The sequence below is a fragment of the Mycolicibacterium grossiae genome, from assembly GCF_008329645.1.
Taxonomy (GTDB): domain Bacteria; phylum Actinomycetota; class Actinomycetes; order Mycobacteriales; family Mycobacteriaceae; genus Mycobacterium; species Mycobacterium grossiae.
Window position 1 is genome coordinate 3240827 of record NZ_CP043474.1, and the last position, 24640, is coordinate 3265466.

Below are 24640 nucleotides of genomic sequence, written 5' to 3' on the forward strand. Positions count from 1 at the left end.
GCGCTCACCGCGGCAGCCTCCTGGCGTCCAGCGCCCCGAAGAGTCCGTCGGCCTGATTCCATCCCGCCGCAAGGCGTTCGGCGTGCCCGCGGCGGCCCGCCGCGAGCGCGTCGGCGATCTCGCGGGTCGCGTGCGCGTGCAGGTGGGCGCGGTAGCGCGCGTACTCGGCGGCGGTGTCCTTGCTGACCATGAACGGCCAGTCGCTCGAGACCGTGAGCAGCGTCTCGCGCAGGATCTGGTCGGCCACCGGGTTGCGCGCAGTCGTGCTGCCGGCGTTCTGGGCGAGGGTCTTGTCCACGGCGGCCAGTGCGGTGTCGACGACCTCGCGGTTGAGCGCCACCAGGTCGGCGACCTGCTCGCCGGACCAGACCTGCCAGTCCTTGCCCGACCCCCAGGAACTCGGCGGCAGGTCGACCGACGAGCCCACGTAGCCGTCGACCATGGCGTCCGACAGCGTGCCGACCCGCACGCCCGCCTCGGGAAGCGCCCGCAGCACGCGTTCGAGCCACACCGGGCCCTCGTACCACCAGTGCCCGAACAGTTCGGTGTCGAAGGCGGCGATCACGTGGGCGGGTCTGCCGAGGCGCTCGGACTCCGCGACGAGGCGTCGCCGCACCACGTCGACGAAGTCGGCGACGTGGAGGTCGATCGCGGCGTCGGCGCGAGCGGGGTCGTACGGCGCCTTGTCCTCCGATGGGACGGTGCGTCCCGTCACGCGGGCCGGCTTGAGCCCGGTGACGTGGTCGTAGGTGTGGAAGTCGCGGTAGGCGGCGTGTCCGGGGTAGCCCGACTTCGGCGACCAGACGCGGTAACTCACCCGCAGATCGCGGCCGAAGGCGACGACGTCGGACGTGCCGACCGGGCGGCCGAGTGCGGTGTCGCCGTGCAGCGACGGGCCGTCGACCATGAAGTGGGTGACCCCGGCGGCGGCGTAGTCCTGCTCGAGTCCGGGGGCGTAGGCGCACTCCGGTGCCCAGATGCCGCCGGGGGTGTGCGCGAAGCGCAGGCCGGCGTCGGCGAGGCCCTCGCGCAGCGCGAACTCCCGCAGGCGGGGGTCGAGCAGCGGCTGGAAGGGGTGCGACAGTGGGCCACCGAGCAATTCGAGCGTGCCCGCGTCGATCAGGCTGCGCAGCAGGGGACTCCCGCCGTGCCGCCAGGCGACGGCGAAGTCGTCGAGCGCCTCCTCGGCGTGCCGGCGCTCGGTTTCCCCGAAGGCCCGAATGGACTGCGCCGCAGCGTAACCCGTGCCCCCGGCCCCGCGCCGGGTGGCCGCCTCGCGCGCCCGCAGCTCCCAGTTGGCCAGCCAGTGGTGCATGCCGTCGAGGCAGTACGGGTCGTCGAGCTGAGCGCAGACCACCGGCGTCATCCCGAGCGTGACGAGGTGGCTGCGCCCCTCGGCGGCGAGCGTCCGGAAGACCCGCAGCAGCGGCAGGTACGAGGCCGCCCACGACTGGTACAACCACTCCTCGCCGACCGGCCATCGGCCGTGGTGCGCCAGCCACGGAAGGTGGGTGTGCAGTACCAGGGTGAACTGGCCGGGTACCGCCGCCGACCCGGCGTCAGTCACGGCGCACCGCGATCGCGACGAGGTCGAGACTCTCGTCGATGTCGCGCTCGGCGGCGTCGAGCAGGGCGAAGTCGTCGGTGGTGATGCCGGCGACGTCGGCGAGCAGGTCGTCGGGCCATGCCTCGCCGGCCAGCGCCCGGCCGATCTGGGCGTCGATGATCGAGCCGCCGTGGCGGGCGTCGAGTTCGCGCAACCGCGGCCCGTGGAAGACGCCGAGCATGGCCGCGACGTCGAAGCCGCCCTCGACGAGCAGCTCGGTCAGCTCCGTGGCGTTCAGCTCGCGGGTGTGGAACGGGTTGAGGGGCGTGTCCCGGCCGGGGGAGAAGGTGATGCGGTTGGGCGTCGACATCAGCAGCACGCCAGCGGGACGCAGCACGCGGTGGCACTCGCCGACGAACTGGCCCTGATCCCAGAGGTGTTCGATCACCTGGAAGTTCACCACCACGTCGACGGCGGCGTCCGGCAGCGGCAGGTCGGCGAGGTTGCCCTGGCGCATCTCCACCCGCGGGTAGCGCGCCCGCACGTGGGCGACGGCCGAATCGTCGTAGTCCAGTCCGATCACGCGCCGGGCCACGGCGGTGAGGAGGTCGGCGCCGTAGCCCTCGCCACAGCCGGCCTCCAGGACGTCGCGATCGGCGCACCGGGACGCCAGGCGCTCGTAGACCACCTCGTGGCGGCGGAACCAGTAGTTCTCCTCGGCCAGCCCGGGCACCGTGCGCTCACCGGTGAGGGGCAGCGGGGTCACCGCGGCCGCTGCCTGCTGGTCGGAAGGAATCGCGCTCATCGAGAGGCAGGCTAACCCAGCCGAGCCCCTCGGCAGGGGTCTGCATGTGAGTCATGCCACGTCGGGGGAGGTCAGAGGGCAAAGTGCAACAGGTTATGGTGAGGAGGATGCCACCGGAAGTTACTTGCGAGTAACATGGTGGCGGTACCAATCACGTGGTAGTGCGGCCGCGCGGGCGGCCTCATCGAGGAGGACGAACCAGACCTATGACGAACATCGTGGTCCTGATCAAGCAGGTCCCTGACTACGAGGATCGCAAGCTCGCCGACGACTACACGCTCGACCGTGCGGGTAGCGACGCGGTGCTCGACGAGATCAACGAGAAGGCCGTCGAAGTAGCGCTGCAGCTCAAGGAGAAGCACACCGACGCCGGCTACAACGTCGTCGCGCTGACCGCCGGCCCGGAGGGCGCCGAGACGGCGATCCGCAAGGCGCTGTCGATGGGTGCCGACGAGGCCTACCACCTCGTCGACGCCGGCCTGCACGGGTCCGACGTCGTGCAGACGTCCTACGCGCTCGCCAGCGCCCTCGGCCAGATCGAGGACGTCGCGCTGGTCATCGCCGGCAATGAGTCCAGCGACGGCGTCGGCGGCTCCGTGCCGGCCATCCTGAGCTACTACCTCGGCCTGCCGCAGCTGACGCACATGCGCAGCATCGAGATCGCCGACGGCAAGATCACCGGTGAGCGCGAGACCGACGACGGCGTCTTCGAACTCGAGGCCACCCTGCCCGCCGTCGTCAGCGTCGGCGAGAAGATCGTCGAGGACGCCCGGTTCCCGTCCTTCAAGGGCATCATGGCCGCCAAGAAGAAGACGGTGACCCCGCTGACCCTCGAGGGCGTCGGCGTGGAGTCCGGCATCGTCGGTGCCGACGCGTCGGAGACGAAGATCACCTCCGCCGCCCCGAAGCCGCCGAAGTCCGCCGGCGAGAAGATCACCGACGAGGGCGAGGGCGGTCAGAAGATCGCCGAGTACCTGGTCGGCCAGAAGCTGCTCTGATCCCCCCACCGTCGAAGAAGACCGAACAAGAGGCATAGGCAATGGCAGAAGTACTCGTGCTCGTCGAGCACGCCGAAGGCAACGTCAAGAGCGTCACCAGTGAGCTGCTGACCGCGGCCCGCTCGCTCGGTGAGCCGTCCGCGGTGGTCGTCGGGGCGCCCGGCACCACCGAGAAGCTGACCGACGCGCTGAAGGCCGCCGGTGCGGCCAAGATCTACGCGGCCGAGTCCGACACCGCCGAGCAGTACCTGGTCACCCCGCAGGTGGCCGTGCTGTCCTCGCTGATCGAGTCGGCGAGCCCGGCTGCGGTCCTGCTGGCGTCCGTCGCCGAGGGCAAGGAGATCGCCGGTCGACTGGCCGCCGACACCGGCTTCGGCGTCCTGTGGGACGTCGTGGGCATCAAGGAGGGTGGCGTCGGCGTGCACTCCATCTTCGGTGGCGCCTACACCGTCGAGGCCAGCGCCGGGGACACCCCGATCATCGCGCTGCGTCCGGGTGCGGTCGAGGCCGCTCCGGAGGCCGGCGCCGGCGAGGTCGTCTCGGTGGACGTCCCGGAGATCCCGGAGAACTCCACCAAGATCGTGTCCCGCCAGCCCGCGCAGAAGAGCGCACGTCCGGAGCTGACCGAGGCCAAGGTCGTCGTCGCCGGCGGCCGCGGCGTGGGCAGCAAGGACAACTTCAGCATCGTCGAGGATCTCGCCGACGCACTCGGCGGCGCCGTGGGCGCCTCGCGTGCGGCCGTCGACTCCGGCTTCTACGAGGGTCAGTTCCAGGTCGGCCAGACCGGCAAGACCGTGGCCCCGCAGCTGTACATCGCCCTGGGCATCTCCGGAGCGATCCAGCACCGTGCCGGCATGCAGACGTCCAAGACGATCGTCGCGATCAACAAGGACGAAGAGGCGCCGATCTTCGAGATCGCCGACCTCGGCATCGTGGGCGACCTGTTCAAGGTCACCCCGCAGCTGACCGACGCGGTGAAGGCTCGCAAGGGCTGACACCCGCACCCCCGCACGACGAGGACCCCGGCGCCGCCTCGGCGCCGGGGTCCTCTCGTCGTCGGGGACACGCATCCCTTCCGCCTGCGGAGACGACCACGGACTTTCCAGGGTCCGCGGCACACCCCCGCGGTGCGACGGTGGAACCGTCACACCAGTGCAGAGGAAGGGGTCGTCATGACCGAACACAGGCGGATCGTGGTCTTCGGGGCCACCGGGCTCATCGGTGCCCGCGTCGTCGAACTGCTCACCGAGGCCGGACACGTCGTCGTCGGCGCGTCGCGACGCAGCGGCGCCGACGTCGTCACCGGCGCAGGGCTGGACGACGCCGCCGCCGGTGCCGAGGTGCTCGTCGACGTCACCAACTCGCCGTCCTTCGACGACGAGCCGGTGCTCGCCTTCTTCACCGCCTCGTCGACGAATCTCGTCGCGGCGGCGAAGGCCGCGGGCGTGCGGCACTATGTGGCCCTGTCCATCGTCGGCGTCGACGGACTGCCCGAAAGCGGCTACATGCGGGCGAAGATGGTGCAGGAGCGCACGATCGCCAACTCCGGCCTGCCGTACACGGTCGTGCGCGCCACGCAGTTCTGCGAGTTCACCGAGGCGATCACCGGCTCGCTGCGCGCCGGCGACGAGTTCCGCGTCCCCGACGCCCGCATCAAACCGGTGGCGGCCGCGGACGTCGCCGCGGAGGTGGCCCGCGCGGCGACCGCCGAACCCCTCGGCGGCACCATCGACGTGGGCGGCCCGGACACGATCTCCTTCGCCGACATGGCGCGGGCCGTGCTGGCTGCCCAGGGCTCCGAGGCCGCCGTCGTCGTCGATCCGTCGGCGACGTACTTCGGAACGCCGGTCGATGCCGACAGCCTGGTCACCGGCCCCGGCGCGACCCTCGCGCCCACCCGCTTCGCCGACTGGCTCGCGCACCGATGAGCACCTGCGACGCGCTTCGGCGCGCCATGACCGTCGTGCAATCCGTCACGCCACCGCACCTGCCGCCGGATGCCGAGGTGATGACCGTGATCATCGAGTGGCCCCCCGGATCCTCCGGCGCGCCGCCGCACCGGCATCCCGGCGGCCCGGCGTTCGGCTACGTCCTCGAGGGCGAGATGCTGTTCGAACTCGAAGGCGAGGCCCCGCGCGTCATCCGGGCCGGGGAGGCGTTCTGGGAGCCCGGCGGCGACGTCATCCACTACTCGGACGCCAACCACCGCACCGACGTCCCGCTGCGCTTCCTGGTGACGATGCTGTGCGTCCCCGGCCAGCCCATGCTCGTCGTCGTCGGCGACGACGAACTCGAGCAGCGCAAGGACCGTCGCGTGCCCCGCGAGGGGTTCTGACGTACCCCGCACGGACTCGTCACCCAGCGTGCACGAACACGTCACGCCGTCGTAGGCATCCCGCCCCACGACGGCGAGACCGTGCACGCATGAGCACAGCATCCGTACTCATCGCCGCCGACGAGACCGTCGGCGCCGCGTCCGGGGGGACCGGACCGCGCTACACCCTCCTGCTGTCCACTGCCGACGACCTCATCGACGCCGCGCAGCGCCTGCGGCACCAGGTGTTCACCTCCGAGCCCGGCTTCGCGCTCGCCGGTGCCACCGACGGCCGCGACGCCGACCGCTTCGACGAGTTCTGCGACCACCTGCTGGTCCGCGACGACGAGTCCGGCGAACTGGTCGGCTGCTACCGCATGCTGCCGCCGCCGGGAGCCATCGCCGCCGGCGGGCTGTACACCGCCACCGAGTTCGACGTCTCGGCGCTCGACGACCTGCGCCCCTCGCTCGTCGAGATGGGCCGCGCCGTCGTCCGTCAGGACCACCGCAACGGCGGCGTCGTCCTGCTCATGTGGGCCGGCATCCTCGCCTACCTGGATCGCTGCGGCTACGACTACGTCACCGGGTGCGTCTCGGTGCCCGTCGACGGCGGCCCCGACGAGCCGCCCGGCACCCCGATCCGCAGCGTCCGCGACGTCGTTCGCGCGCGGTATGCCTCGCCGTACCGCCTGCGGCCCTACCGTCCGGTCGTGGTGAACGGTCGCGGGCTCGACGACATCGCGCCGCCGGCGCGGGCGTCGGTGCCGCCGCTCATGCGTGGCTACCTGCGGCTCGGGGCGCGGGTCTGCGGTGATCCGGCCCACGATCCGGACTTCGGCGTCGGAGACTTCCCGGTGCTGCTGGACAAGCGCGAGGCCGACGTGCGGTACCTCGCGCGGCTGCGTTCGGTCGCCGCGGCGGGCGAGATGGCCGACGGGATGGGCCGATGAGCAGCCACGCCCTCGCCGACCACCCCTGGCTGCCGCGTGCCTCGTGCGATGCGAGCTGCATCCGCGTCGACGCCGCGCACGCCTCGCGGCGGGTGGTCGTCGCGGTCCGCACGTCCGTCCGGGTGACGTGCGCCCTGGTGCTGTTGGCGGCGGCGCCCCTGCTGGCCGTTCCGATGCCGGGCAAGTCGCGGCTGCAGCGGGCCTACTGCCGGGCGATGCTGCGCTGCCTGGGCGTGCGAATCACGCTGTCCGGCGGTCCGATTCGCAACCTTCGGGGCGTGCTGGTGGTCAGCGGACACGTCTCCTGGGTCGACGTCTTCGTCATCGGGTCGGTCTTGCCCGGATCGTTCGTCGCGCGCGCCGATCTCATCGAATGGCCGGCGCTGGGCGTCCTGGCCCGGCTGATGAAGGTCATCCCCATCGAGCGGGCCAGCCTGCGCCGGCTGCCCGACGTGGTCCGCACCGTCGCCGACCGGCTGCGGGCCGGCCACACCGTGGTCGCGTTCCCGGAGGCCACCACGTGGTGCGGCCTCGGCTACGGTCCGTTCCGTCCGGCGATGTTCCAGGGCGCGATCGACGCCCACCGGCCGGTGCAGCCGCTGCGCCTGACCTACCGCCACCGCGACGGCGCGCCGTCGACCGTCCCCGCCTTCATCGGCGACGACAGCCTGCTGCAGTCGGTGCGGCGGGTGATCACCGCCCGGATGACCGTGGCGCACGTCGCGGTGCAGTCGCTGCAGCTGCCCGGTGAGGACCGGCGCGGGCTGGCCGCGCGGTGCGAGTCCGCGGTCCGCGGCACCGACGCCGCGGGCCGGGCCACCCGCCGCGCCGACGGGGGTCACGCGCTGGTCGCCTGAGTGTGACCTGGCCTGCCGGTATCCTGGGTGGGCCATGAGCGCCGTCTACCTGGATCACGCCGCCACCACCCCGATGCACCCGGCTGCCATCGAGGCGATGGTCGACGCGCTGGGCACGGTCGGCAACGCATCGTCGCTGCATACCTCGGGTCGCGCGGCCCGCCGCCGCATGGAGGAGGCCCGCGAGACGCTGGCGGGGCTCCTGGGTGCGCGCCCCTCGGAGATCGTGTTCACCGCCGGGGGCACCGAGAGCGACAACCTCGCGGTCAAGGGGATCTTCTGGGCGCGCCGCGACGCCGATGCGCGCCGCCGCCGCATCGTGACCACCCCGATCGAGCATCACGCCGTCCTGGACGCCGTGGAGTGGCTGGTCGAGCACGAGGGTGCCGAGGTGACCTTCCTGCCCGTCGACGCGGACGGATCGGTCAGCCCCGCCGCGCTGCGCGAGATCCTCCAGGACCGGTGCGAGGCCGGCGACGTCGCCGTGGTGTCGATCATGTGGGCCAACAACGAGGTCGGCACCGTGCAACCGATCGCCGAGCTGGCCGCCGTCGCCGCCGAGTTCGACGTGCCCATGCACAGCGACGCGGTGCAGGCGGTCGGGCAGGTGCCCGTCGACTTCGCCGCGAGCGGTCTGTCGGCCATGAGCGTGACGGCGCACAAGTTCGGCGGCCCGATGGGCATCGGCGCGCTGCTGCTGCGCCGCGACACCGCTGCGGTGCCGCTACTGCACGGCGGCGGGCAGGAGCGCGACGTCCGTTCGGGCACGCCCGACGTCGCCGCCGCCGTGGCCATGGCGGCCGCCGCGCGGGTGGCCGTCGAGAACATCACGGCCTACCGGGCGCGGGTGCTGGCACTGCGCGACGCCCTGATCGAGGGCGTGCTCTCGTCCATCGACGACGTGACCGTCAACGGGGCCGCCGGCGACCACCGGTTGCCGGGCAACACGCACTTCACGTTCCGCGGCTGCGAGGGCGACGCACTGCTGATGCTTCTGGACGCCAAGGGCATCGAGTGCTCCACCGGGTCGGCGTGCACGGCCGGCGTCGCGCAGCCCTCGCACGTGCTCACCGCGATGGGTGCCGATCCGGCCAGTGCCCGTGGTTCGCTGCGGCTGTCGCTCGGACACACCAGCACCGAGGCCGACGTGCGCGCAGCCCTCGACGTGCTCCCCGCCGCCGTCGAGCGCGCCCGGCAGGCCGCCCTGGCCAGCGCGGGCCCGCGGAAGTAGGCCGGCGATGCGCGTCCTGGTCGCCATGAGCGGTGGCGTCGACTCGTCGGTGGCCGCCGCCCGGATGGTCGACGCCGGTCACGACGTCGTCGGCGTGCACCTCGCGCTGTCCTCGGCGCCGGGGACGCTGCGCACCGGATCGCGTGGCTGCTGCTCCAAGGAGGACGCCGGCGACGCCCGGCGGGTGGCCGACATCCTCGACATCCCGTTCTACGTCTGGGATTTCGCCGATCGCTTCGCCGACGACGTGATCGACGACTTCGTCGAGTCCTACGCGCGCGGCGAGACGCCCAATCCGTGCGTGCGGTGCAACGAGCGGATCAAGTTCTCCGCGTTGGCGGCGCGCGCCGTGGCGCTCGGCTTCGACGTCCTGGCCACCGGCCACTACGCGCGGCTGGCCGACGGACGGCTGCGCCGCGCCGTGGACGCCGACAAGGACCAGTCCTACGTGCTGGGCGTGCTGACCGCCGAGCAGCTCGCCCGTGCGGCCTTCCCCGTCGGTGACACGCCCAAGCCCGACATCCGGGCCGAGGCCGCCGCGCGTGGCCTCCTGGTCGCCGACAAGCCGGACAGCCACGACATCTGCTTCATCCCGTCGGGCGACACCCAGGCGTTCCTCGGCGCCCGGATCGGGGTGCGGCGCGGCACCGTCGTCGACGCGGGCGGCACGGTGCTCGCCGAGCACGACGGCGTGCACGGCTTCACGATCGGCCAGCGCAAGGGACTCGGCATCGCCGGTCCCGGCCCGGACGGCTTGCCGCGCTACGTGACGGGGATCGACGCGGCCACCGGGACCGTGCGCGTGGGCGCCGCCGCCGATCTCGACGTGCACCAGCTGACGGGCGAGCGGCCGGTGTTCACGTCGGGCCGCGCGTTCGACGGACCGGTCGAGGCCGAGGTGCAGGTGCGTGCGCACGGCGGGCTGGCGCCCGCCGTCGTCGAGGTCCGCGACGGCCGGTTGCTCGCCACGCTGCGCGCGCCGCTGCGTGGTGTCGCGCCGGGCCAGACCATGGTCGTGTACCGGCCGGATCCCGCCGGGGACGAGGTCGTCGCCAGCGCGACGATCGGCGGCGGCGACACCTAGCCCGGAACCTTCGCCAGCAGGTTGGTCAGCACGATGTCGGGCACCGATGCGGGATAGCCGCAGAACGTGACCTCTACCAGCACCACCGACTTCAGCCGGTAGTCGCGGCCGCAGTCCGCCCCCGTCCTGGTCTGGATCGCCTCCGGCGCAGCGGTCCAGTCGCCGACGTAGACCGATCCCGACGACGAGGATCCGCAGTCGTCGATCATGGCGGCCAGGGCGTCGAAGGCGCGCCGCGCGGACGCCGGGTCCCGGTAGCCGGCGGCGCCCTGCGAGATCAGCGCGCCCCGCGGCGGGTCCTGGTAGGTGGTCTTGTGGAACTCCTCGAGGTCGCCGAAGGTCTGCGTCTCGGTGAAGTACCAGCGGCACGGCACCGGCGCGGTCTGCGCGAGCGGGCCGATGTCGACGGGCTGCTTGCCGTCCATGGACGGGATGACGGTCAGGTCCTCGCCGCCGCCGGTGATGGCCTGCATCCGGGCGTTCTCGAGGAGCACCGCGTCGACGTCGACCGGCGACTTCGAGTCGTCGTCGATGCCGGGCACCGCCCGCACGGCGGTTCCCGACGTCGTCGAGGTGCACCCCGCAGCGCCCAGCAGCGCCGTCGCCGCCGCCAGTGCGCACAGCACGGGGCGGAGCGAGGTCATGATCGACACTAACGCGATGACCGACACGAACGCGACGACCGACATTGACGCGCGGACCGGGTGATCGAATACGGTTGCCCACGTGAGTGTTTTCGCGACCGCCACCGGCATCGGCTCGTGGCCCGGTACGGCTGCCCGGGAGGCCGCCGAGGTGGTCGTCGGCGAACTGACCGGCCTGACCCACCTCGTCGAGCTGCCTGCCCGCGGCGTGGGCGCCGACGTGATCGGCCGTGCGGCCGCACTGCTGGTCGACATCGGCATGGACACCGTTCCCCGCGGCTACCGGATCGCCTCGGGTCGCAGCGCGGCGGCGCGGCGGGCGATGAGCCTGCTCGACGAGGACGTCGACGCGCTGGAGGAGGCGTGGGAGAAGGCCGGGCTGCGCGGCAGTGCGCGCCCGGTGAAGGTGCAGGCGCCCGGTCCCATCACGCTGGCCGCGCAGGTGGAGCTGCCCGGTGGTCACCGCGCCATCACCGACGCCGGCGCGGTGCGCGATCTGGCCGCCTCGCTCGCCGAGGGCGTCGGGATCCACCGCGCCGAGGTGGCGCGCCGATTGGAGACCGAGGTCGTGGTGCAGTTCGACGAACCGTCGCTGCCGGCCGCATTGGCCGGCCGGCTCACCGGCGTGACCAGCCTGTCGCCGGTGCACCCCGTCGACGAGCCGCTCGCCGCCCAGCTGCTCGACGACACCGTCGCGGCCGTCGGCGGCGCGGTGGCGCTACATTGCTGCGCCGCGGCGGTCCCATGGAAAACGCTGCAGCGCACCGGTTTTCACGCGGTGTCACTCGATGCGAGCACGCTCGTCGCCGCGGATCTCGACGGCATCGGCGAGTGGATCGAGGCGGGTCGCACGGTGCTGCTCGGCGTGGTCCCCTCGACCGATCCGGGGACGCCGCTGGCCCCCGAGCAGGTCGCCGCCGCGGCCGCCGGCGTCACCGACCGGCTCGGCTTCCCGCGGGCGGTGCTGCGCGACCGGGTGGGCGTGACCCCGTCCTGCGGACTGTCGGGCGCCACGGCGTCATGGGCGCAGCGCGCCATCGAACTCGCGCAGAAGGTCGCCGACGGCATCGCGGTGGATCCCGACTCTGCCTGACGCCGCGACGCCCTCGACGCCCCTCAGCGCGACGATCGACTCAGCGGTTGACGCGTGCGACAATGGCCAGGCCCGATGTCCACGGACATGACGAGCGCCGACGCTCTGGAGGATCGTGGCCACGACGAATGGTTCCGACGCACTGGCCGGTGTCGCGGCCGCGTTGGTCGCCGTCGGCGTGCTCGTTGCGGGACCGGGCCTCGCCGTCGCGTCCGGTGACCCGGGATCTCGGCATTCCAGCGATGGCGACCGCCATTCCCATTCCCGCGCCGACCGGCACGACAGCGCCGGCCGGCACGACCGCGGTGAGCGGGGCGCCCGCGGCGCCTCCCGCGACGGGCACGAGCAGGGCGACCGCGGGCCCACCCGCGGTGAGGCGCGGCGCGGCGAGGACACCGCCCGCCGCGGAGGGAGCGGGCCCCGGGGCAGCGACAGTCCCGACCCGACCGACGAGCCGTCCACGACGCCGTCGCCCACGCTGCGGGTGGCGAGCCGCGCACCGCAGGACACCGCGGATCGCGAGCAGGGACTACAGGCCGCCGAGGCGACTCCGTCCGCATCCCCGGCCACGTCGCCAACCGGGTCGCCAACCGGGTCGCCGCCGGCCGTGATCGCCGAATCCGGTGGTGGCGGTGCCGTCGCTGCCGTCGATTCGCCGACGGCGCCGACCGTGGTGTTCGGCAACGGCCGGGTGCCCGGCGAGGGAAGTACGCGGCCCGCCGACCCGCCGCGTCCCGAACCGGTCCTCAGCTCACCCGACGTGGTGCTCGCCCCGGTCGTCGTCGCGGACCCGCCGACGGCGCCCGTCGCGCCGGTGGCGGTGCTCCCGCCCTCGGCACGCACCGACGAGCGCAGCGGCACGCCCGTGCTGGCCGCGCCGCCGGCGGAGACCGGCGGCATCGGCGCGCTGTGGGGACTCGCGGGCCTGCTCCTCGCCCCGCTGGCCGGCATCGGGCTCGGCTACCGGCAGGCGCGCGCCCACCGCGCCGCGGCCGAGCTGACGTCGTCCCTGGGCTGACGTTCCCTGGGCTGACGTTCCCTGGGCTGACGTTGCCGGGGACGACGTCCGTGAGTGGTCAGCGCCGCAGATCCTTGCGCAGGATCTTCCCCGCGGCGGACTTGGGGATCGCGTCGATGAACTCGACCTGGCGGACCTTCTTGTAGGGCGCGACGTGCTCGGCGACGAAGGCCATCACCGCCTCGGCGGTAAGGTCGGACCGCCGGACCACGAACGCCTTCGGCACCTCCTCGCCGGACTCCGCGTCGCGCACGCCCACCACGGCGGCGTCGGCGATGTCGGGATGGCCGAGCAGCACGGCCTCCAGTTCGGCGGGCGGTACCTGGTAGCCCTTGTACTTGATCAGCTCCTTGAGCCGGTCGACGATGAACACGCAGCCCGTCATGTCGATGCGCGCGAGGTCACCGGTATGCAGGAAGCCGTCGTCGTCGATGGTCTCGGAGGTGGCGGCGTCGTTGTTGAGGTAACCCGCCATGACGTTCGGGCCGCGAAACCACAGCTCGCCGGTATCGCTCAAACCCTCTGTCGGAGGCTCGATCTCGCGACCCGTGTCGGGGTCGACCAGCTTGCTCTCGGCGTTGGGGACGGTCCAGCCGCAGGAACTCAGCGGCGCCGCCGTGCCGACGAAGCTCACACCGTGGTCGAACGGCGTCACGTGGCTGACCGGGCTGAGTTCGCTCATGCCGTAGCCCTGCACCACCGGGCAGCCGATGCGCTCGGCCACCGCGCGGGCGAGGTCCTCGTCGAGCGGGGCCGCGCCCGACATGATGCCGCGCAGGCTCGACACGTCGTGCTCGGCGACCAGCGGGTGCTTGGCCAGGGCGACGGCCACCGGCGGCGCGATGAACGCGAACGTGCAGCGCCGCTCCGAGATGTTGGTCAGGAATCCGGTCAGGTCGAAGCTCGGCATGATGACCAGCCGCGCCCGGGCGTGCATGGCCGCGTTCAACAGCACGGTCATCCCGTAGATGTGGAAGAACGGCAGCACCGCGAGGATGCGGTCGTCGGCGACCATGCCCTGCACCGGCCGGATCTGGGCGACGTTGGCCGCCAGGTTGCGGTGCGTCAACATCACGCCCTTGGGGTTGCCGGTGGTGCCCGAGCTGTAGGGCAGCACGGCGAGGTGCGTGGCCGGGTCGAAGGCGACGTCGGGCGCCGGCGCGGCGGCCGCCAGCAGGTCGGCGGCGTTCGGATGCCCGTCGGCGTCGGCGCCGGGCCCGTCGAGCACCACGAGGTGCGCATCGTCGAGGCCGACGGCGGCGGCGGCCTCGACGGCCTGGGGCAGCAGCGCGGAGACGGTGATCAGCAGGCGGGCCCGCGAGTCGGTCAGCTGCTTGGCGACGTCCTTCGCGGTGAAGAGCGCATTGATCGTGGTGGCGGTCGCGCCCGCGCGCAGGATGCCGTGGAACGCGATCGCGAAGGCCGAACTGTTGGGCGCGAGCAGGCCTACGACGTCGCCGACGCCGATGCCGCGCTGAGCCAGTGCGCCGGCGAATGCGTCGATGCGGGCGATCATCTCGCCGTAGGTGACCTCGGTGCCGGTGGTGGCGTCGACGAGCGCCACGCGCTCGGCGTCGGCGTCGGTGAGGTCGCCGAACAGGTATTCGTACAGGCTCGTGGTGGGGATCTGGACCTGGGGGAAGGGGCTCGCGAAACTCATGGTGCCTCAGATCGAACCACGCCGGACCGTCAGCGTTGGTCGAGTCGTTCGATGAGCGTCCGGGAGGCGACGAGGCGGTAGCTGGCGTCGACGAGTTCGGCGATCTCGTCCCAGTCGACCGCCGCAGTGGTGAAGTCGAGCCCGAGCCAGCCGTAGGGCCCCAGGTACGCCGGGTAGAAGGTCCGCGGGTCCGCGTCGAGGGCGGCCCGTTCGGCCTCGTCGACCTTGACCAGTACGCAGTGCGCGACGCTACGCATCGGGCCGGACTCCTTGGTGCTGCCGCCGTAGATCGCGAACATCTTCGGTGCGCAGAAGACCGGCCGGCCGTGAGAGACCTTCTCGAACGCCTCGGGGAACCCGAGCGCGATCGTGCGGACCTCCGCGAGGCCGGGATCGTCGTCGCGGAAGGCGATCGGGTGCGGCATGGACCGAGCCTACGGGGCGGGACCGTAGGTCGGGGCGGCCCGTGTCGACGTCACGGCCGACGCCCGTGCGGTCCGGGCCGCGCCGTGGGCGTTTCGCGTCGGTGCCCTCGGATAGCCTGCGACGGTGACTTCGACCGAGGTTGACCCCGTCCCACCGGACGTACGCCGGGCCTGGCAGGAGCTGGCCGACGAGGTGCGCGGTCACCAGTTCCGCTACTACGTCAAGGACGCGCCCGTCATCTCCGACGGCGAGTTCGACGCGCTGCTCGGCCGGCTCGCGGCCCTGGAGGAGCAGTACCCGGAGCTGCGCAGCCCGGATTCGCCGACTCAGCTCGTCGGCGGCGCTGGCTTCGCCACCGAGTTCGCCTCCGCCGACCACCTCGAACGCATGCTCAGCCTCGACAACGTGTTCAACATTGACGAGCTGGACGCCTGGGCCGGCCGCCTCACCGGCGAGATCGGCGCCGACCCGGAGTTCTTGTGCGAGTTGAAGATCGACGGCGTCGCCCTGGCGCTGGTGTATCGCGACGGCCGGTTGGAGCGGGCGGCCACCCGCGGCGACGGCCGCACCGGTGAGGACGTCACGCTCAACGCGCGCACCATCGACGACGTCCCCGAGCGGCTGAGCCCGAGCGACGACTACCCGGTGCCGGCGCTGCTGGAGGTGCGCGGCGAGGTCTTCTTCCGGGTGTCGGACTTCGAGGACCTCAACGCCGGCCTGGTCGCGGAGGGCAAGCCGCCGTTCGCGAACCCGCGCAACAGCGCCGCCGGTTCACTGCGGCAGAAGAATCCGGCGGTCACCGCCCGCCGCCGGCTGCGCATGATCTGCCACGGCCTCGGACGGTCGGAGGGCTTCTCGCCGCCGACGCTGCACGACGCCTATCTCGCGCTGAAGGCCTGGGGACTGCCGGTGTCGGACCACACCACGCGCGTCACGGGCATCGCCGCGGTCGCCGAGCGCGTCGCCTACTGGGGCGAGCACCGCCACGACGTCGAGCACGAGATCGACGGCCTGGTGGTCAAGGTCGACGACGTGGCGTTGCAGCGCCGCCTCGGCGCCACCTCCCGTGCGCCGCGGTGGGCGATCGCCTACAAGTACCCGCCGGAGGAGGCGACCACCACGCTGCTCGACATCCGGGTCAACGTGGGTCGCACCGGTCGCGTGACGCCGTTCGCCTACATGGAGCCGGTCAAGGTCGCGGGGTCCACGGTCGGGCTGGCCACGCTGCACAACGCCTCGGAGGTCAAGCGCAAGGGCGTCCTCATCGGCGACACCGTGGTGATCCGCAAGGCGGGTGACGTGATCCCCGAGGTCCTCGGCCCGGTGGCCGATCTGCGCGACGGCAGCGAGCGCGAGTTCGTCATGCCCACCGAGTGCCCGGAGTGCGGCACCACGCTGCGGCCCGCCAAGGAGGGCGACGCCGACATCCGTTGCCCGAATGCGCGGTCGTGCCCGGCGCAACTGCGGGAGCGCGTGTTCCACGTCGCCGGCCGCGGCGCCTTCGACATCGAGGGGCTCGGCTACGAGGCGGGGATCGCCCTGCTGCAGGCCGGCGTCATCTCCGACGAGGGCGACCTGTTCACCCTCGGCGAGGACGACCTGCTGCGCACCGACCTGTTCACCACGAAGGGCGGGCAACTGTCGGCCAACGGCAAGCGGCTGCTCGCCAACCTCGGCAAGGCCAAGGAGCAGGCGCTGTGGCGCGTGCTGGTCGCGCTGTCCATCCGGCACGTGGGCCCGACCGCGGCGCGTGCGCTCGCCGGGGAGTTCGGCAGCCTCGAGGCCATCGAGGCGGCATCCGAGGAGCAGCTCGCGGCCGTCGAGGGCGTGGGTCCCACGATCGCGGCAGCGGTCACGGAGTGGTTCGGCGTCGACTGGCACTGCGCGATCGTCGAGAAGTGGCGCGCCGCCGGCGTGCGGATGGCCGACGAACGCGACGCGTCGATCGAGCGCACCCTCGAGGGGCTGTCGGTCGTGGTCACCGGGTCGCTCGCGGGGTTCTCCCGCGACGAGGCCAAGGAGGCCATCCTGGTGCGCGGCGGCAAGGCCGCCGGGTCGGTGTCGAAGAAGACGGCCTACGTGGTGGCGGGGGATGCGCCGGGGTCGAAGTACGACAAGGCGGTCGAACTCGGCGTGCCGGTGCTCGACGAGGACGGGTTCCGGCGGCTGCTCGACGGCGGCCCGGACGCGGTCTGAGTGCCGGAACGGCGTCAGCGCAGGATGGTGGCGACGATCCCGGCGAGGTAGCCCAGCCGGGCCACCTCCGACGGCCGGAACGCGGGGCCGCCGGGACGGCCCAGCACGACGGCGGTGTGCGGATCGCCCAGCGGTGCGGCCGCCAGGGTGGTGTCCATGTCGCGCCACACCTCCGGCAGCCAGTCCGCGGTGTCGTCGAGGGCCGCGGCGTGCTCGAGGGGCAGCCACGGTGCGGAGGTGGCCTCGGTCTCGGGGGCGCCGCCGCTGCCGACGACGCGTTCGGTGTGGCCGTCGATCGAGCGGATGACCGTGCACCAGCCGACGCGCAGCACGCGCGGCGCCTCGTCGGCGAGGACCTGCAGCTTGCCGGGCGTGCTCCGCGCGGCGGCGATGTGGTCGATCAGCTCGAGTTCGCGGTGCGCCTCCAGCAGCCCGGTGTGCGGACGGACGCTGTCCACCCAGACGCCGGGGAGCCGTTCGGCTGCGGTGATCAGCGCGTCGGGCATCGCCCCGTGCGGGAGGTCCACGACCAGGTCGTCGATCGCGTACCCGGCGGCGCGCTCGACCACGTCGAGGCTGAGGATGTCGGCGCCGACGGAGCCGAGAGCCACCGCGAGCGACCCGAGCCTGCCGGGTCGGTCCTCGAGTTGGACCCGCAGCAGATAGGACGGCACGGCGAACACTGTCCCACGGAGGGCCGGAGCGCAGCGACTCGGGAAGTGGGCGGCGTGGGCGGGAGCGGAGCGACTCGGGAAGTCCAGCGCGGAGCGACTCGGGAAGTGGGCGGCCACTAGGCTCCGTACACGTGTCGCAGATATCCCGGGACGACGTCGCCCACCTCGCGCGTCTCGCCCGGCTCTCCCTGACCGACGGCGAGCTGGACAGCTTCGCCGGCCAGCTCGACGCCATCCTGGCCCACGTGGGCCAGATTCAGGCCGTGGACGTGACGGGCGTGGAGCCGACCGACAATCCGTTGCAGGCGGTGAACGTGACCCGTCCGGACGTCGTGGAGCCGTGCCTGCCGCAGGACGAGGCGCTGGCCGCCGCGCCGAACGCGGTCGACGGCCGGTTCGCGGTGCCGCGCATCCTGGGGGAGGCGGAATGAGCGACCTGATCCGCCGCACGGCGGCCGAGCTGGGCGCGGCGATCGCCGCCAAGGAGGTCTCGGCCACCGAGGTGACGCAGGCGCACCTCGACCAGATCGCCGCCACCGACGGCGACTACCACGCGTTCCTGCACGTCGCCGGCGACGAGGCGCTGTCCGCTGCGGCCCGCGTCGACGCCGCCGTGGCCGCGGGGGAGGCGCTGCCCTCGCCGCTGGCCGGTGTGCCGCTGGCGCTCAAGGACGTGTTCACCACCACCGACATGCCGACGACCTGCGGATCGAAGATCCTCGAGGGGTGGCGGTCGCCGTACGACGCGACGGTCACCGTGCGGCTGCGCGCGGCGGGGATCCCGATCCTCGGCAAGACCAACATGGACGAGTTCGCGATGGGCAGCTCGACGGAGAACTCCGCCTACGGGCCGACCCGCAACCCGTGGGACACCGACCGGGTGCCGGGCGGGTCGGGCGGCGGCAGCGCCGCCGCGCTCGCGGCCTTCCAGGCGCCGCTGGCGATCGGCACGGACACCGGCGGCTCGATCCGCCAGCCGGCCGCGCTGACCTCGACCGTCGGCGTGAAGCCCACCTACGGCACGGTGTCGCGGTACGGCCTGGTGGCCTGCGCCTCGTCGCTGGATCAGGGCGGACCGTGCGCCCGCACGGTGCTCGACACCGCACTGCTGCACCAGGTGATCGCCGGGCACGATCCGCATGACTCGACGTCGGTGGACGCCGAGGTGCCCGACGTCGTCGCCGCCGCGCGGGCCGGCGCGACCGGAGACCTGACCGGCGTGCGCGTCGGCGTGGTGAAGCAGCTGCGCAGCGGCGAGGGCTACCAGCCCGGCGTCCTCGCGTCGTTCACCGCGGCCGTCGACCAGCTGACCGCCCTCGGTGCGGAGGTCGTCGAGGTGGACTGCCCGCACTTCGACCACTCGCTGGCGGCGTACTACCTGATCCTGCCGTCGGAGGTGTCGAGCAACCTGGCCCGGTTCGACGCGATGCGCTACGGGCTGCGGGTGGGCGACGACGGCACGCACAGCGCCGAGGAGGTGATGGCGCTGACCCGCGCGGCCGGCTTCGGCCCGGAAGTCAAGCGCCGCATCATGATCGGCACGTACGCGCTGTCGGCGGGCTACTACGACGCCTACTACAACCAGGCGCAGAAGGTCCGCACGCTGATCGCCCGCGACCTGGACGCCGCCTACGAGAAGGTGGACGTGCTGGTCTCCCCGGCGACGCCGACGACGGCGTTCCCGATCGGCGAGAAGGTCGACGATCCGCTGGCGATGTACCTGTTCGACCTGTGCACCCTGCCGCTGAACCTCGCCGGGCACTGCGGCATGTCGGTGCCCTCGACGCCCTCGGCCGACGACGGGCTGCCCGTCGGGCTGCAGATCATGGCGCCCGCGCTGGCCGACGACCGGCTCTACCGGGTGGGCGCGGCGTACGAGGCGGCCCGCGGTCCGCTGCCAACCGCGCTCTGAACGGGCAGGATGGACGGATGGCAGGAGCGAGCTGATGCGCATCGGAGTCCTCACCGGCGGCGGTGACTGTCCCGGTCTGAACGCGGTGATCCGTGCGGTGGTGCGGACGTGCGACGCCCGCTACGGCTCGTCGGTCGTCGGCTTCCAGGACGGCTGGCGGGGTCTGCTGGAGAACCGGCGCATCCAGCTGGCCAACGACGACCGCAACGACCGGCTGCTCGGCAAGGGCGGCACCATGCTCGGCACGGCGCGGGTCAACCCCGACCTGCTGCGCGCGGGACTGGACCAGATCAAGCAGACACTCGAGGACAACGGGATCGACGTGCTGATCCCGATCGGCGGCGAGGGCACGCTGACCGCGGCGCACTGGCTGTCCGAGGAGAACGTCCCGGTGGTCGGCGTGCCGAAGACCATCGACAACGACATCGACTGCACCGACGTGACGTTCGGCCACGACACCGCGCTGCAGGTCGCCACCGAGGCGATCGATCGGCTGCACAGCACCGCCGAGTCACACCAGCGGGTGATGCTCGTCGAGGTCATGGGCCGGCACGCCGGGTGGATCGCGCTCAACGCGGGCCTCGCCTCGGGCGCGCACATGACGTTGATCCCCGAGCAGCCCTTCGACGTCGAAGAGGTCTGCCGGTTGGTGAAATCCCGTTTCGTGCGCGGGGATTCGCACTTCATCTGCGTGGTGGCCGAGGGGGCGAAGCCGGCCGAGGGGTCGATGTCGCTGCGGCAGGGCGGCATGGACGAGTTCGGTCACGAGCGCTTCACCGGCGTCGCGCAGCAACTGGCGATCGAGGTGGAGAAGCGCATCAAGAAGGAGGTGCGCGTCACGGTGCTCGGGCACGTGCAGCGCGGCGGTACCCCGACGGCGTACGACCGGGTGCTGGCGACGCGGTTCGGCGTCAACGCCGCCGACGCCGCGCATGCCGGCGAGTTCGGCATGATGGTCGCCCTGCGCGGGCAGGACATCGGCCGGGTGCCGCTCGCCGACGCGGTGCGCCAGCTCAAGCTCGTGCCGCAGAGCCGCTACGACGACGCGGCGGAGTTCTTCGGCTGAGCGGTCCGCACTAGGATCGAACCATGACCATCGCCCCCGCCGAACTCCTCGACTACGACGAGGTGATCGCCCGGTACGAGCCCGTGATGGGCATGGAGGTGCACGTCGAGCTGTCGACGGCCACCAAGATGTTCTGTGGCTGCGTCAACCAGTTCGGCGGCGAGCCGAACACCCAGGTGTGCCCGGTCTGCCTGGGCCTGCCCGGCTCGCTGCCGGTGCTCAACCAGAACGCCGTCGAGTCGGCGATCCGCATCGGGTTGGCGCTCAACTGCGACATCACCCCGTGGGGCCGGTTCGCCAGGAAGAACTACTTCTACCCCGACCAGCCGAAGAACTACCAGATCAGTCAGTACGACGAGCCGATCGCGGTGGACGGCTACCTCGACGTGCCACTCGAGGACGGCACCACCTGGCGGGTGGAGATCGAACGCGCCCACATGGAGGAGGACACCGGCAAGCTGACCCACCTGGGCAGCGACACCGGCCGCATCGAGGGCGCCACCACGTCCCTGCTGGACTACAACCGCGCCGGCGTCCCGCTCATCGAAATCGTCACCCGGCCCATCGAGGGCACCGGCGAGCGCGCCCCGGAGATCGCCCGCGCCTACGTCACCGCGCTGCGGGACCTGTTGCGCGCCCTCGGCGTCTCCGACGTGCGCATGGACCAGGGGTCCATGCGGTGCGACTCCAACCTGTCGCTGAAGCCGAAGGGTGCCAGCGAATTCGGCACCCGCACCGAGACCAAGAACGTCAACTCGCTCAAGAGCGTCGAGGTGGTGGTCCGCTACGAGATGCGGCGCCAGGCGGCCGTTCTCGACGCCGGCGGACGAATCGTGCAGGAGACCCGGCACTTCCACGAGGACGGCCACACCACGGCCGGGCGCAGCAAGGAGACGGCGCAGGACTACCGCTACTTCCCCGAACCCGACCTGGAGCCGGTCGCGCCGAGCGCCGATCTGGTCGAGCGGCTGCGCGGCACCATTCCCGAGCTGCCGTGGTTGTCGCGCAAGCGGATTCAGCAGGAGTGGGGCGTCTCCGACGAGGTGATGCGCGACCTGGTGAACGCCGGCGCGGTGGAACTGGTGACCGCCACCGTGTCCCACGGCGCTCCCAGTGACGCGGCCCGCGCGTGGTGGGGCAACTTCCTGGTGCAGAAGGCCAACGAGGCGGGCGTGGAACTCGACGCACTGCCCATCACCCCGGCGCAGGTGGCGGCCGTCATCGCGCTGGTCGACGAGGGCAAGCTCTCCAACAAGCTGGCCCGCCAGGTGATAGAGGGCGTGCTCGCCGGTGAGGGAGAACCCGAGCAGGTGATGACCGACCGCGGTCTGGCCGTGGTGCGCGACGACTCGGTGATCAAGGCCGCCGTCGACGAGGCGCTCGCCGCCAGCCCCGACATCGCGGCGAAGATCCGCGGTGGCAAGGTGGCTGCCGCGGGTGCCATCGTCGGCGCGGTGATGAAGGCGACCAAGGGGCAGGCCGACGCCGCGCTGGTGCGCGAAATGGTCATCGCCGCCTGCAGTTAGGACCACCCGGTGCCGCGTCCGCAGGATCTGGTGTTCCGCCTGCTCCGGCAGCCCCTGCGGCTGCTGTCGCTGCGGTCCATCGTCATCGTCAGTCAGCTCGGCGTCGTCATCCTGGTGTTGGTGCTGGGCGTCTGGGTGTGGGTGGGCGTCACCAACGACCAGAACAGCCAGCTGGACCGGCGGCTCGACTCGCTGAGCAGCCTCGGTGACGTCAACACCCTGATCCGCAGTGCACAGCAGGACGGATCGCGCCCGGCGCCCGCCGACGGCGACTTCGTCCGCACCGCGCGCATCGGCCCGGCCACCGTCTCGATCCCGGGGGACATCGTGTTGCCCGCGCTGCCGAACGGCTACGCCGACGTCAGCATCGACGGCATCGACTACCGGGTCCGGACCATCACCACGGGCAACGCGTCGATCGCGCTGGGCGCACCCGTCGCCGAGACGCAGGACCGCATCGACGCCCTGCACTGGCGGGTCTTCTGGATCTGCTCCGGCGTCATCCTCGGCACGCTGCTCATCGGCTGGGTGATCTCGCTGGTGATGGTCAACCCGTTCCGGCTGCTGGCCAAGCAGGCCCGCGCCATCAACGCGCAGTCCAACCCCGACGAGGTGCAGGTGCGCGGGGTGTGGGAGGCCGTGGAGATCTCCGAGGCCGTCGAGGGCATGTTGGCGCGCATCGGCGACGAGCAGCAGCGCACCCGCGCCGCCCTGGAGTCCGCGCGCGACTTCGCCGCCGTCGCGTCGCACGAGCTGCGCACGCCGCTGACCGCCATGCGGACCAACCTCGAGGTGCTCGAGACGCTCGACCTGGGGCCCGAGCAGCGCGCGGAGGTGATCGGCGACGTCATGCGGACGCAGAGCCGCATCGAGGCGACGCTCACGGCGCTCGAGCGCCTGGCGCAGGGGGAGCTGACCACCACCGACGACTTCGTGCCCGTCGACGTCACCGAGCTGCTCGACCGGGCCGCGCACGACGCGATGCGCAACTACCCGGGCCTCGACGTCGCGCTGGGGTCGTCGACCACCGTGCTGATGCTGGGGCTGCCCGCGGGGCTGCGGCTGGTGATCGACAACGCCATCGCCAACGCCGTCAAGCACGGCGGCGCGACGGCCGTGCGGCTCAGCGTGATCAGCTCCGCCGACGGCGTCGAGATCGCCGTCGACGACGACGGCTCGGGTGTGCCCGCGGAGGAGCGCACGACGGTGTTCGAGCGCTTCCACCGCGGCACGACGGCATCGCGCTCCGGGTCGGGGCTGGGGCTCGCGCTGGTGGCGCAGCAGGCCGAATTGCACGGCGGCACCGCCGCGTTGGAGGTCAGTCCGATGGGCGGGACGCGGTTGATGCTGCGCCTGCCCGGCTCGGGTCCCCGCTAGGGCGAGCCGGGTTCACGTCTTCGGTTGCTACGTCTTCTCGTCGCTGCTGCGCGGGAAGCCGCCCTGCGGGAACAGCGGGAACACCACGTCGTCGAACTGCTGCAGGTCGCCGGAGGTCTTGTTGACCGTGGCGCCCCAGACGTTGCCGTCGGGCGACATCTGCAACGCCCACACGTGACCGCGGGTGTCCTGGCGCAGCACCTCGGGCTCACCGGTCACCGCGCCGGTATCGGGCGCCATCCGCACGGCGACGGTCTGCTTGGTGTCGACGAGGTTGACCAGCACGGTCCCGTCCTGCGCGGCGCAACCCGCCACGCCGGGCCGGTTCGGCCACGACCAGACCGTCGACACCTTCGAGTCCTTGGTGATGCGCTGCAACCGGTCCCCGGTGCCGGTGCGGTCGGTGACGTAGAGCGACCCGTCGCCCGGATCGATGCACATGCCGCCCGCGCCGCCGATGCCGGACAGCGCCGTGGTCTCTGGCGCGGGGTTGACCGTCGTCGGCGCCTCCACGCGCAGCAGCTTGCCCGCCAGGGACCCCGGGTTGGTGGCCTGCGCGGGGTCGCCGGCGTCACCGGTGAGCACCATCAGCGTCGTGGGGCTGGTGAACTTGAGCGCCCCGGCGTTGTTGACCGCCCCCTTCGGGATGCCGGTCAGGATCGGCTTGGGCACGTCGCCGTCGGCGATGCGCACGACGCGGTTGTCCTCGGGCGTGCTGATGTAGGCGTACATCAGCCGGTCCTGCGGATAGGTCGGGGACAGCACGATGTCGAGCAGGCCGCCGTCGCCGCTCGGGTCCACCGGCAGCGTCAGCTTCACCTTCGGCTCGGCGTTGGTGGCGACTTCCTTGATGGCGCCGGTCTGTCGCTCGGCCACCAGCGCGGACTTGCTGTCCGGGCCCATGATGAGTCCGCTGGTGCTCTCCAGGCAGCCCTGCATGACGCCGGGCGCGGGGCACGCCTTGGGGAACGGCTGCCCCGGCAGCGGCGGCGGAGGCGGCGGGGGACTGCTCGACGGCGGCTCCATGGCCGGCTCGGTGGTGAACGGTTCGGAGGCAGCCGAGTCGAACCGGGCGCAGCCCGATCCGAGGGCCACCGTCGCGGCACACAGCAGCACCAGCACACCCTGCAGCGACCGTCGCAGTCTCATGCGAGCCAGGTTACGGATCGCGACGCCGTGCGCGCCACGCCGGTGTCACGGGTGTGCAACGACCAGCGAACGCGACGCGCCAATACACGACTGGTGGGTGATGTGCACTTACGC

At 72.2% G+C, this 24640-nt stretch carries 23 protein-coding genes; 16 read left to right on the forward strand and 7 right to left on the reverse strand.

Annotation, left to right across the window (positions count from 1 at the left end; genetic code table 11):
* Positions 1–4: 4 nt before the first annotated feature.
* Positions 5–1567, reverse strand: a complete 1563-nt coding sequence (locus tag FZ046_RS15550; protein ID WP_070352155.1) for a 1,4-alpha-glucan branching protein domain-containing protein — start codon at positions 1565–1567, stop codon at positions 5–7.
* Positions 1560–2351: a class I SAM-dependent methyltransferase gene (locus FZ046_RS15555; RefSeq protein ID WP_070352156.1), complete on the reverse strand. Its 792-nt coding sequence runs from the start codon at positions 2349–2351 to the stop codon at positions 1560–1562. The genes FZ046_RS15550 and FZ046_RS15555 overlap by 8 nt, the downstream gene beginning before the upstream one ends.
* A 206-nt stretch (positions 2352–2557) precedes the next feature.
* On the opposite strand from FZ046_RS15555, the gene FZ046_RS15560 reads away from it, so the two are divergent.
* The 8 genes from FZ046_RS15560 (at position 2558) to mnmA (ending at position 9785) form a co-directional block, all read left to right on the forward strand.
* A complete protein-coding gene (locus tag FZ046_RS15560) occupies positions 2558–3349 on the forward strand; it encodes an electron transfer flavoprotein subunit beta/FixA family protein (RefSeq protein ID WP_070352157.1) in 792 nt (263 codons plus the stop codon).
* A gap of 41 nt (positions 3350–3390) precedes the next feature.
* Positions 3391–4344, forward strand: coding sequence for an electron transfer flavoprotein subunit alpha/FixB family protein (locus tag FZ046_RS15565; RefSeq protein WP_070352158.1), 954 nt, complete (start codon positions 3391–3393; stop codon positions 4342–4344).
* Between the two features lie 177 nt (positions 4345–4521).
* A complete protein-coding gene (locus tag FZ046_RS15570) occupies positions 4522–5277 on the forward strand; it encodes an SDR family oxidoreductase (RefSeq protein WP_070352159.1) in 756 nt (251 codons plus the stop codon).
* Between the two features lie 26 nt (positions 5278–5303).
* Positions 5304–5684 (forward strand): cupin domain-containing protein, encoded by a 381-nt coding sequence (locus tag FZ046_RS15575; RefSeq protein WP_246182797.1) that lies wholly within the window; start codon positions 5304–5306, stop codon positions 5682–5684.
* An 89-nt stretch (positions 5685–5773) separates the two neighbouring features.
* Positions 5774–6613 (forward strand): GNAT family N-acetyltransferase, encoded by an 840-nt coding sequence (locus FZ046_RS15580; RefSeq protein WP_070352161.1) that lies wholly within the window; start codon positions 5774–5776, stop codon positions 6611–6613.
* Positions 6610–7470, forward strand: coding sequence for a lysophospholipid acyltransferase family protein (locus tag FZ046_RS15585; protein ID WP_070352162.1), 861 nt, complete (start codon positions 6610–6612; stop codon positions 7468–7470). The genes FZ046_RS15580 and FZ046_RS15585 overlap by 4 nt, the downstream gene beginning before the upstream one ends.
* Before the next feature lie 34 nt (positions 7471–7504).
* Positions 7505–8701 (forward strand): cysteine desulfurase family protein, encoded by a 1197-nt coding sequence (locus FZ046_RS15590; RefSeq protein ID WP_070352163.1) that lies wholly within the window; start codon positions 7505–7507, stop codon positions 8699–8701.
* 7 nt (positions 8702–8708) lie between these two features.
* Positions 8709–9785, forward strand: a complete 1077-nt coding sequence (gene mnmA, locus FZ046_RS15595; protein ID WP_070352164.1) for a tRNA 2-thiouridine(34) synthase MnmA — start codon at positions 8709–8711, stop codon at positions 9783–9785.
* On the opposite strand, the gene FZ046_RS15600 is transcribed toward mnmA, so the two are convergent.
* Positions 9782–10429, reverse strand: a complete 648-nt coding sequence (locus tag FZ046_RS15600; RefSeq protein WP_070352228.1) for a sensor domain-containing protein — start codon at positions 10427–10429, stop codon at positions 9782–9784. The two genes, mnmA and FZ046_RS15600, sit on opposite strands and share 4 nt — an antisense overlap.
* An 82-nt stretch (positions 10430–10511) precedes the next feature.
* On the opposite strand from FZ046_RS15600, the gene FZ046_RS15605 reads away from it, so the two are divergent.
* Together FZ046_RS15605 and FZ046_RS15610 are read left to right on the forward strand one after the other, a co-directional pair.
* Entirely contained in the window at positions 10512–11522 is a 1011-nt protein-coding gene (locus FZ046_RS15605; RefSeq protein WP_070352165.1) for a uroporphyrinogen decarboxylase/cobalamine-independent methonine synthase family protein, read from the forward strand.
* Between the two features lie 115 nt (positions 11523–11637).
* Positions 11638–12540, forward strand: a complete 903-nt coding sequence (locus FZ046_RS15610) for a hypothetical protein (protein WP_070352166.1) — start codon at positions 11638–11640, stop codon at positions 12538–12540.
* A gap of 58 nt (positions 12541–12598) precedes the next feature.
* Here FZ046_RS15610 and FZ046_RS15615 read toward each other — a convergent pair whose 3' ends face one another.
* Together FZ046_RS15615 and FZ046_RS15620 are read right to left on the reverse strand one after the other, a co-directional pair.
* Positions 12599–14200 (reverse strand): 4-coumarate--CoA ligase family protein, encoded by a 1602-nt coding sequence (locus tag FZ046_RS15615; protein ID WP_070352167.1) that lies wholly within the window; start codon positions 14198–14200, stop codon positions 12599–12601.
* A gap of 29 nt (positions 14201–14229) precedes the next feature.
* Positions 14230–14625 carry an MmcQ/YjbR family DNA-binding protein gene (locus tag FZ046_RS15620; RefSeq protein WP_070352168.1) on the reverse strand — a complete coding sequence of 132 codons (396 nt, stop codon included), beginning with the start codon at positions 14623–14625 and terminating at the stop codon, positions 14230–14232.
* A gap of 124 nt (positions 14626–14749) precedes the next feature.
* Between FZ046_RS15620 and ligA the strand changes: the two genes are divergently transcribed.
* On the forward strand, positions 14750–16822 hold the full coding sequence (ligA, locus tag FZ046_RS15625; protein WP_070352169.1) for an NAD-dependent DNA ligase LigA: 2073 nt from the start codon (positions 14750–14752) through the stop codon (positions 16820–16822).
* Positions 16823–16836: 14 nt separating this feature from the next.
* Here the strand turns inward: ligA and FZ046_RS15630 are convergent, their stop codons facing one another.
* The gene (locus tag FZ046_RS15630) at positions 16837–17496 is read right to left on the reverse strand and encodes an ACT domain-containing protein (RefSeq protein ID WP_070352229.1); all 660 of its coding nucleotides are present in this window, start codon (positions 17494–17496) and stop codon (positions 16837–16839) included.
* 131 nt (positions 17497–17627) lie between these two features.
* On the opposite strand from FZ046_RS15630, the gene gatC reads away from it, so the two are divergent.
* Genes gatC through FZ046_RS15655 form a run of 5 tightly spaced genes read left to right on the forward strand, consistent with a single transcriptional unit; the run spans position 17628 to position 23377 of the window.
* Positions 17628–17927 carry an Asp-tRNA(Asn)/Glu-tRNA(Gln) amidotransferase subunit GatC gene (gene gatC / locus FZ046_RS15635; protein ID WP_070352170.1) on the forward strand — a complete coding sequence of 100 codons (300 nt, stop codon included), beginning with the start codon at positions 17628–17630 and terminating at the stop codon, positions 17925–17927.
* Positions 17924–19408, forward strand: coding sequence for an Asp-tRNA(Asn)/Glu-tRNA(Gln) amidotransferase subunit GatA (gatA, locus tag FZ046_RS15640; protein ID WP_070352171.1), 1485 nt, complete (start codon positions 17924–17926; stop codon positions 19406–19408). The genes gatC and gatA overlap by 4 nt, the downstream gene beginning before the upstream one ends.
* A 34-nt stretch (positions 19409–19442) precedes the next feature.
* Entirely contained in the window at positions 19443–20474 is a 1032-nt protein-coding gene (locus FZ046_RS15645) for an ATP-dependent 6-phosphofructokinase (RefSeq protein ID WP_070352172.1), read from the forward strand.
* 23 nt (positions 20475–20497) lie between these two features.
* A complete protein-coding gene (gatB, locus tag FZ046_RS15650; RefSeq protein WP_070352173.1) occupies positions 20498–22000 on the forward strand; it encodes an Asp-tRNA(Asn)/Glu-tRNA(Gln) amidotransferase subunit GatB in 1503 nt (500 codons plus the stop codon).
* Positions 22001–22009: 9 nt separating this feature from the next.
* A complete protein-coding gene (locus tag FZ046_RS15655; RefSeq protein ID WP_070352174.1) occupies positions 22010–23377 on the forward strand; it encodes a sensor histidine kinase in 1368 nt (455 codons plus the stop codon).
* 27 nt (positions 23378–23404) lie between these two features.
* Here the strand turns inward: FZ046_RS15655 and FZ046_RS15660 are convergent, their stop codons facing one another.
* Positions 23405–24526, reverse strand: a complete 1122-nt coding sequence (locus tag FZ046_RS15660) for a PQQ-dependent sugar dehydrogenase (RefSeq protein ID WP_070352175.1) — start codon at positions 24524–24526, stop codon at positions 23405–23407.
* Between the last annotated feature and the right edge of the window lie 114 nt (positions 24527–24640).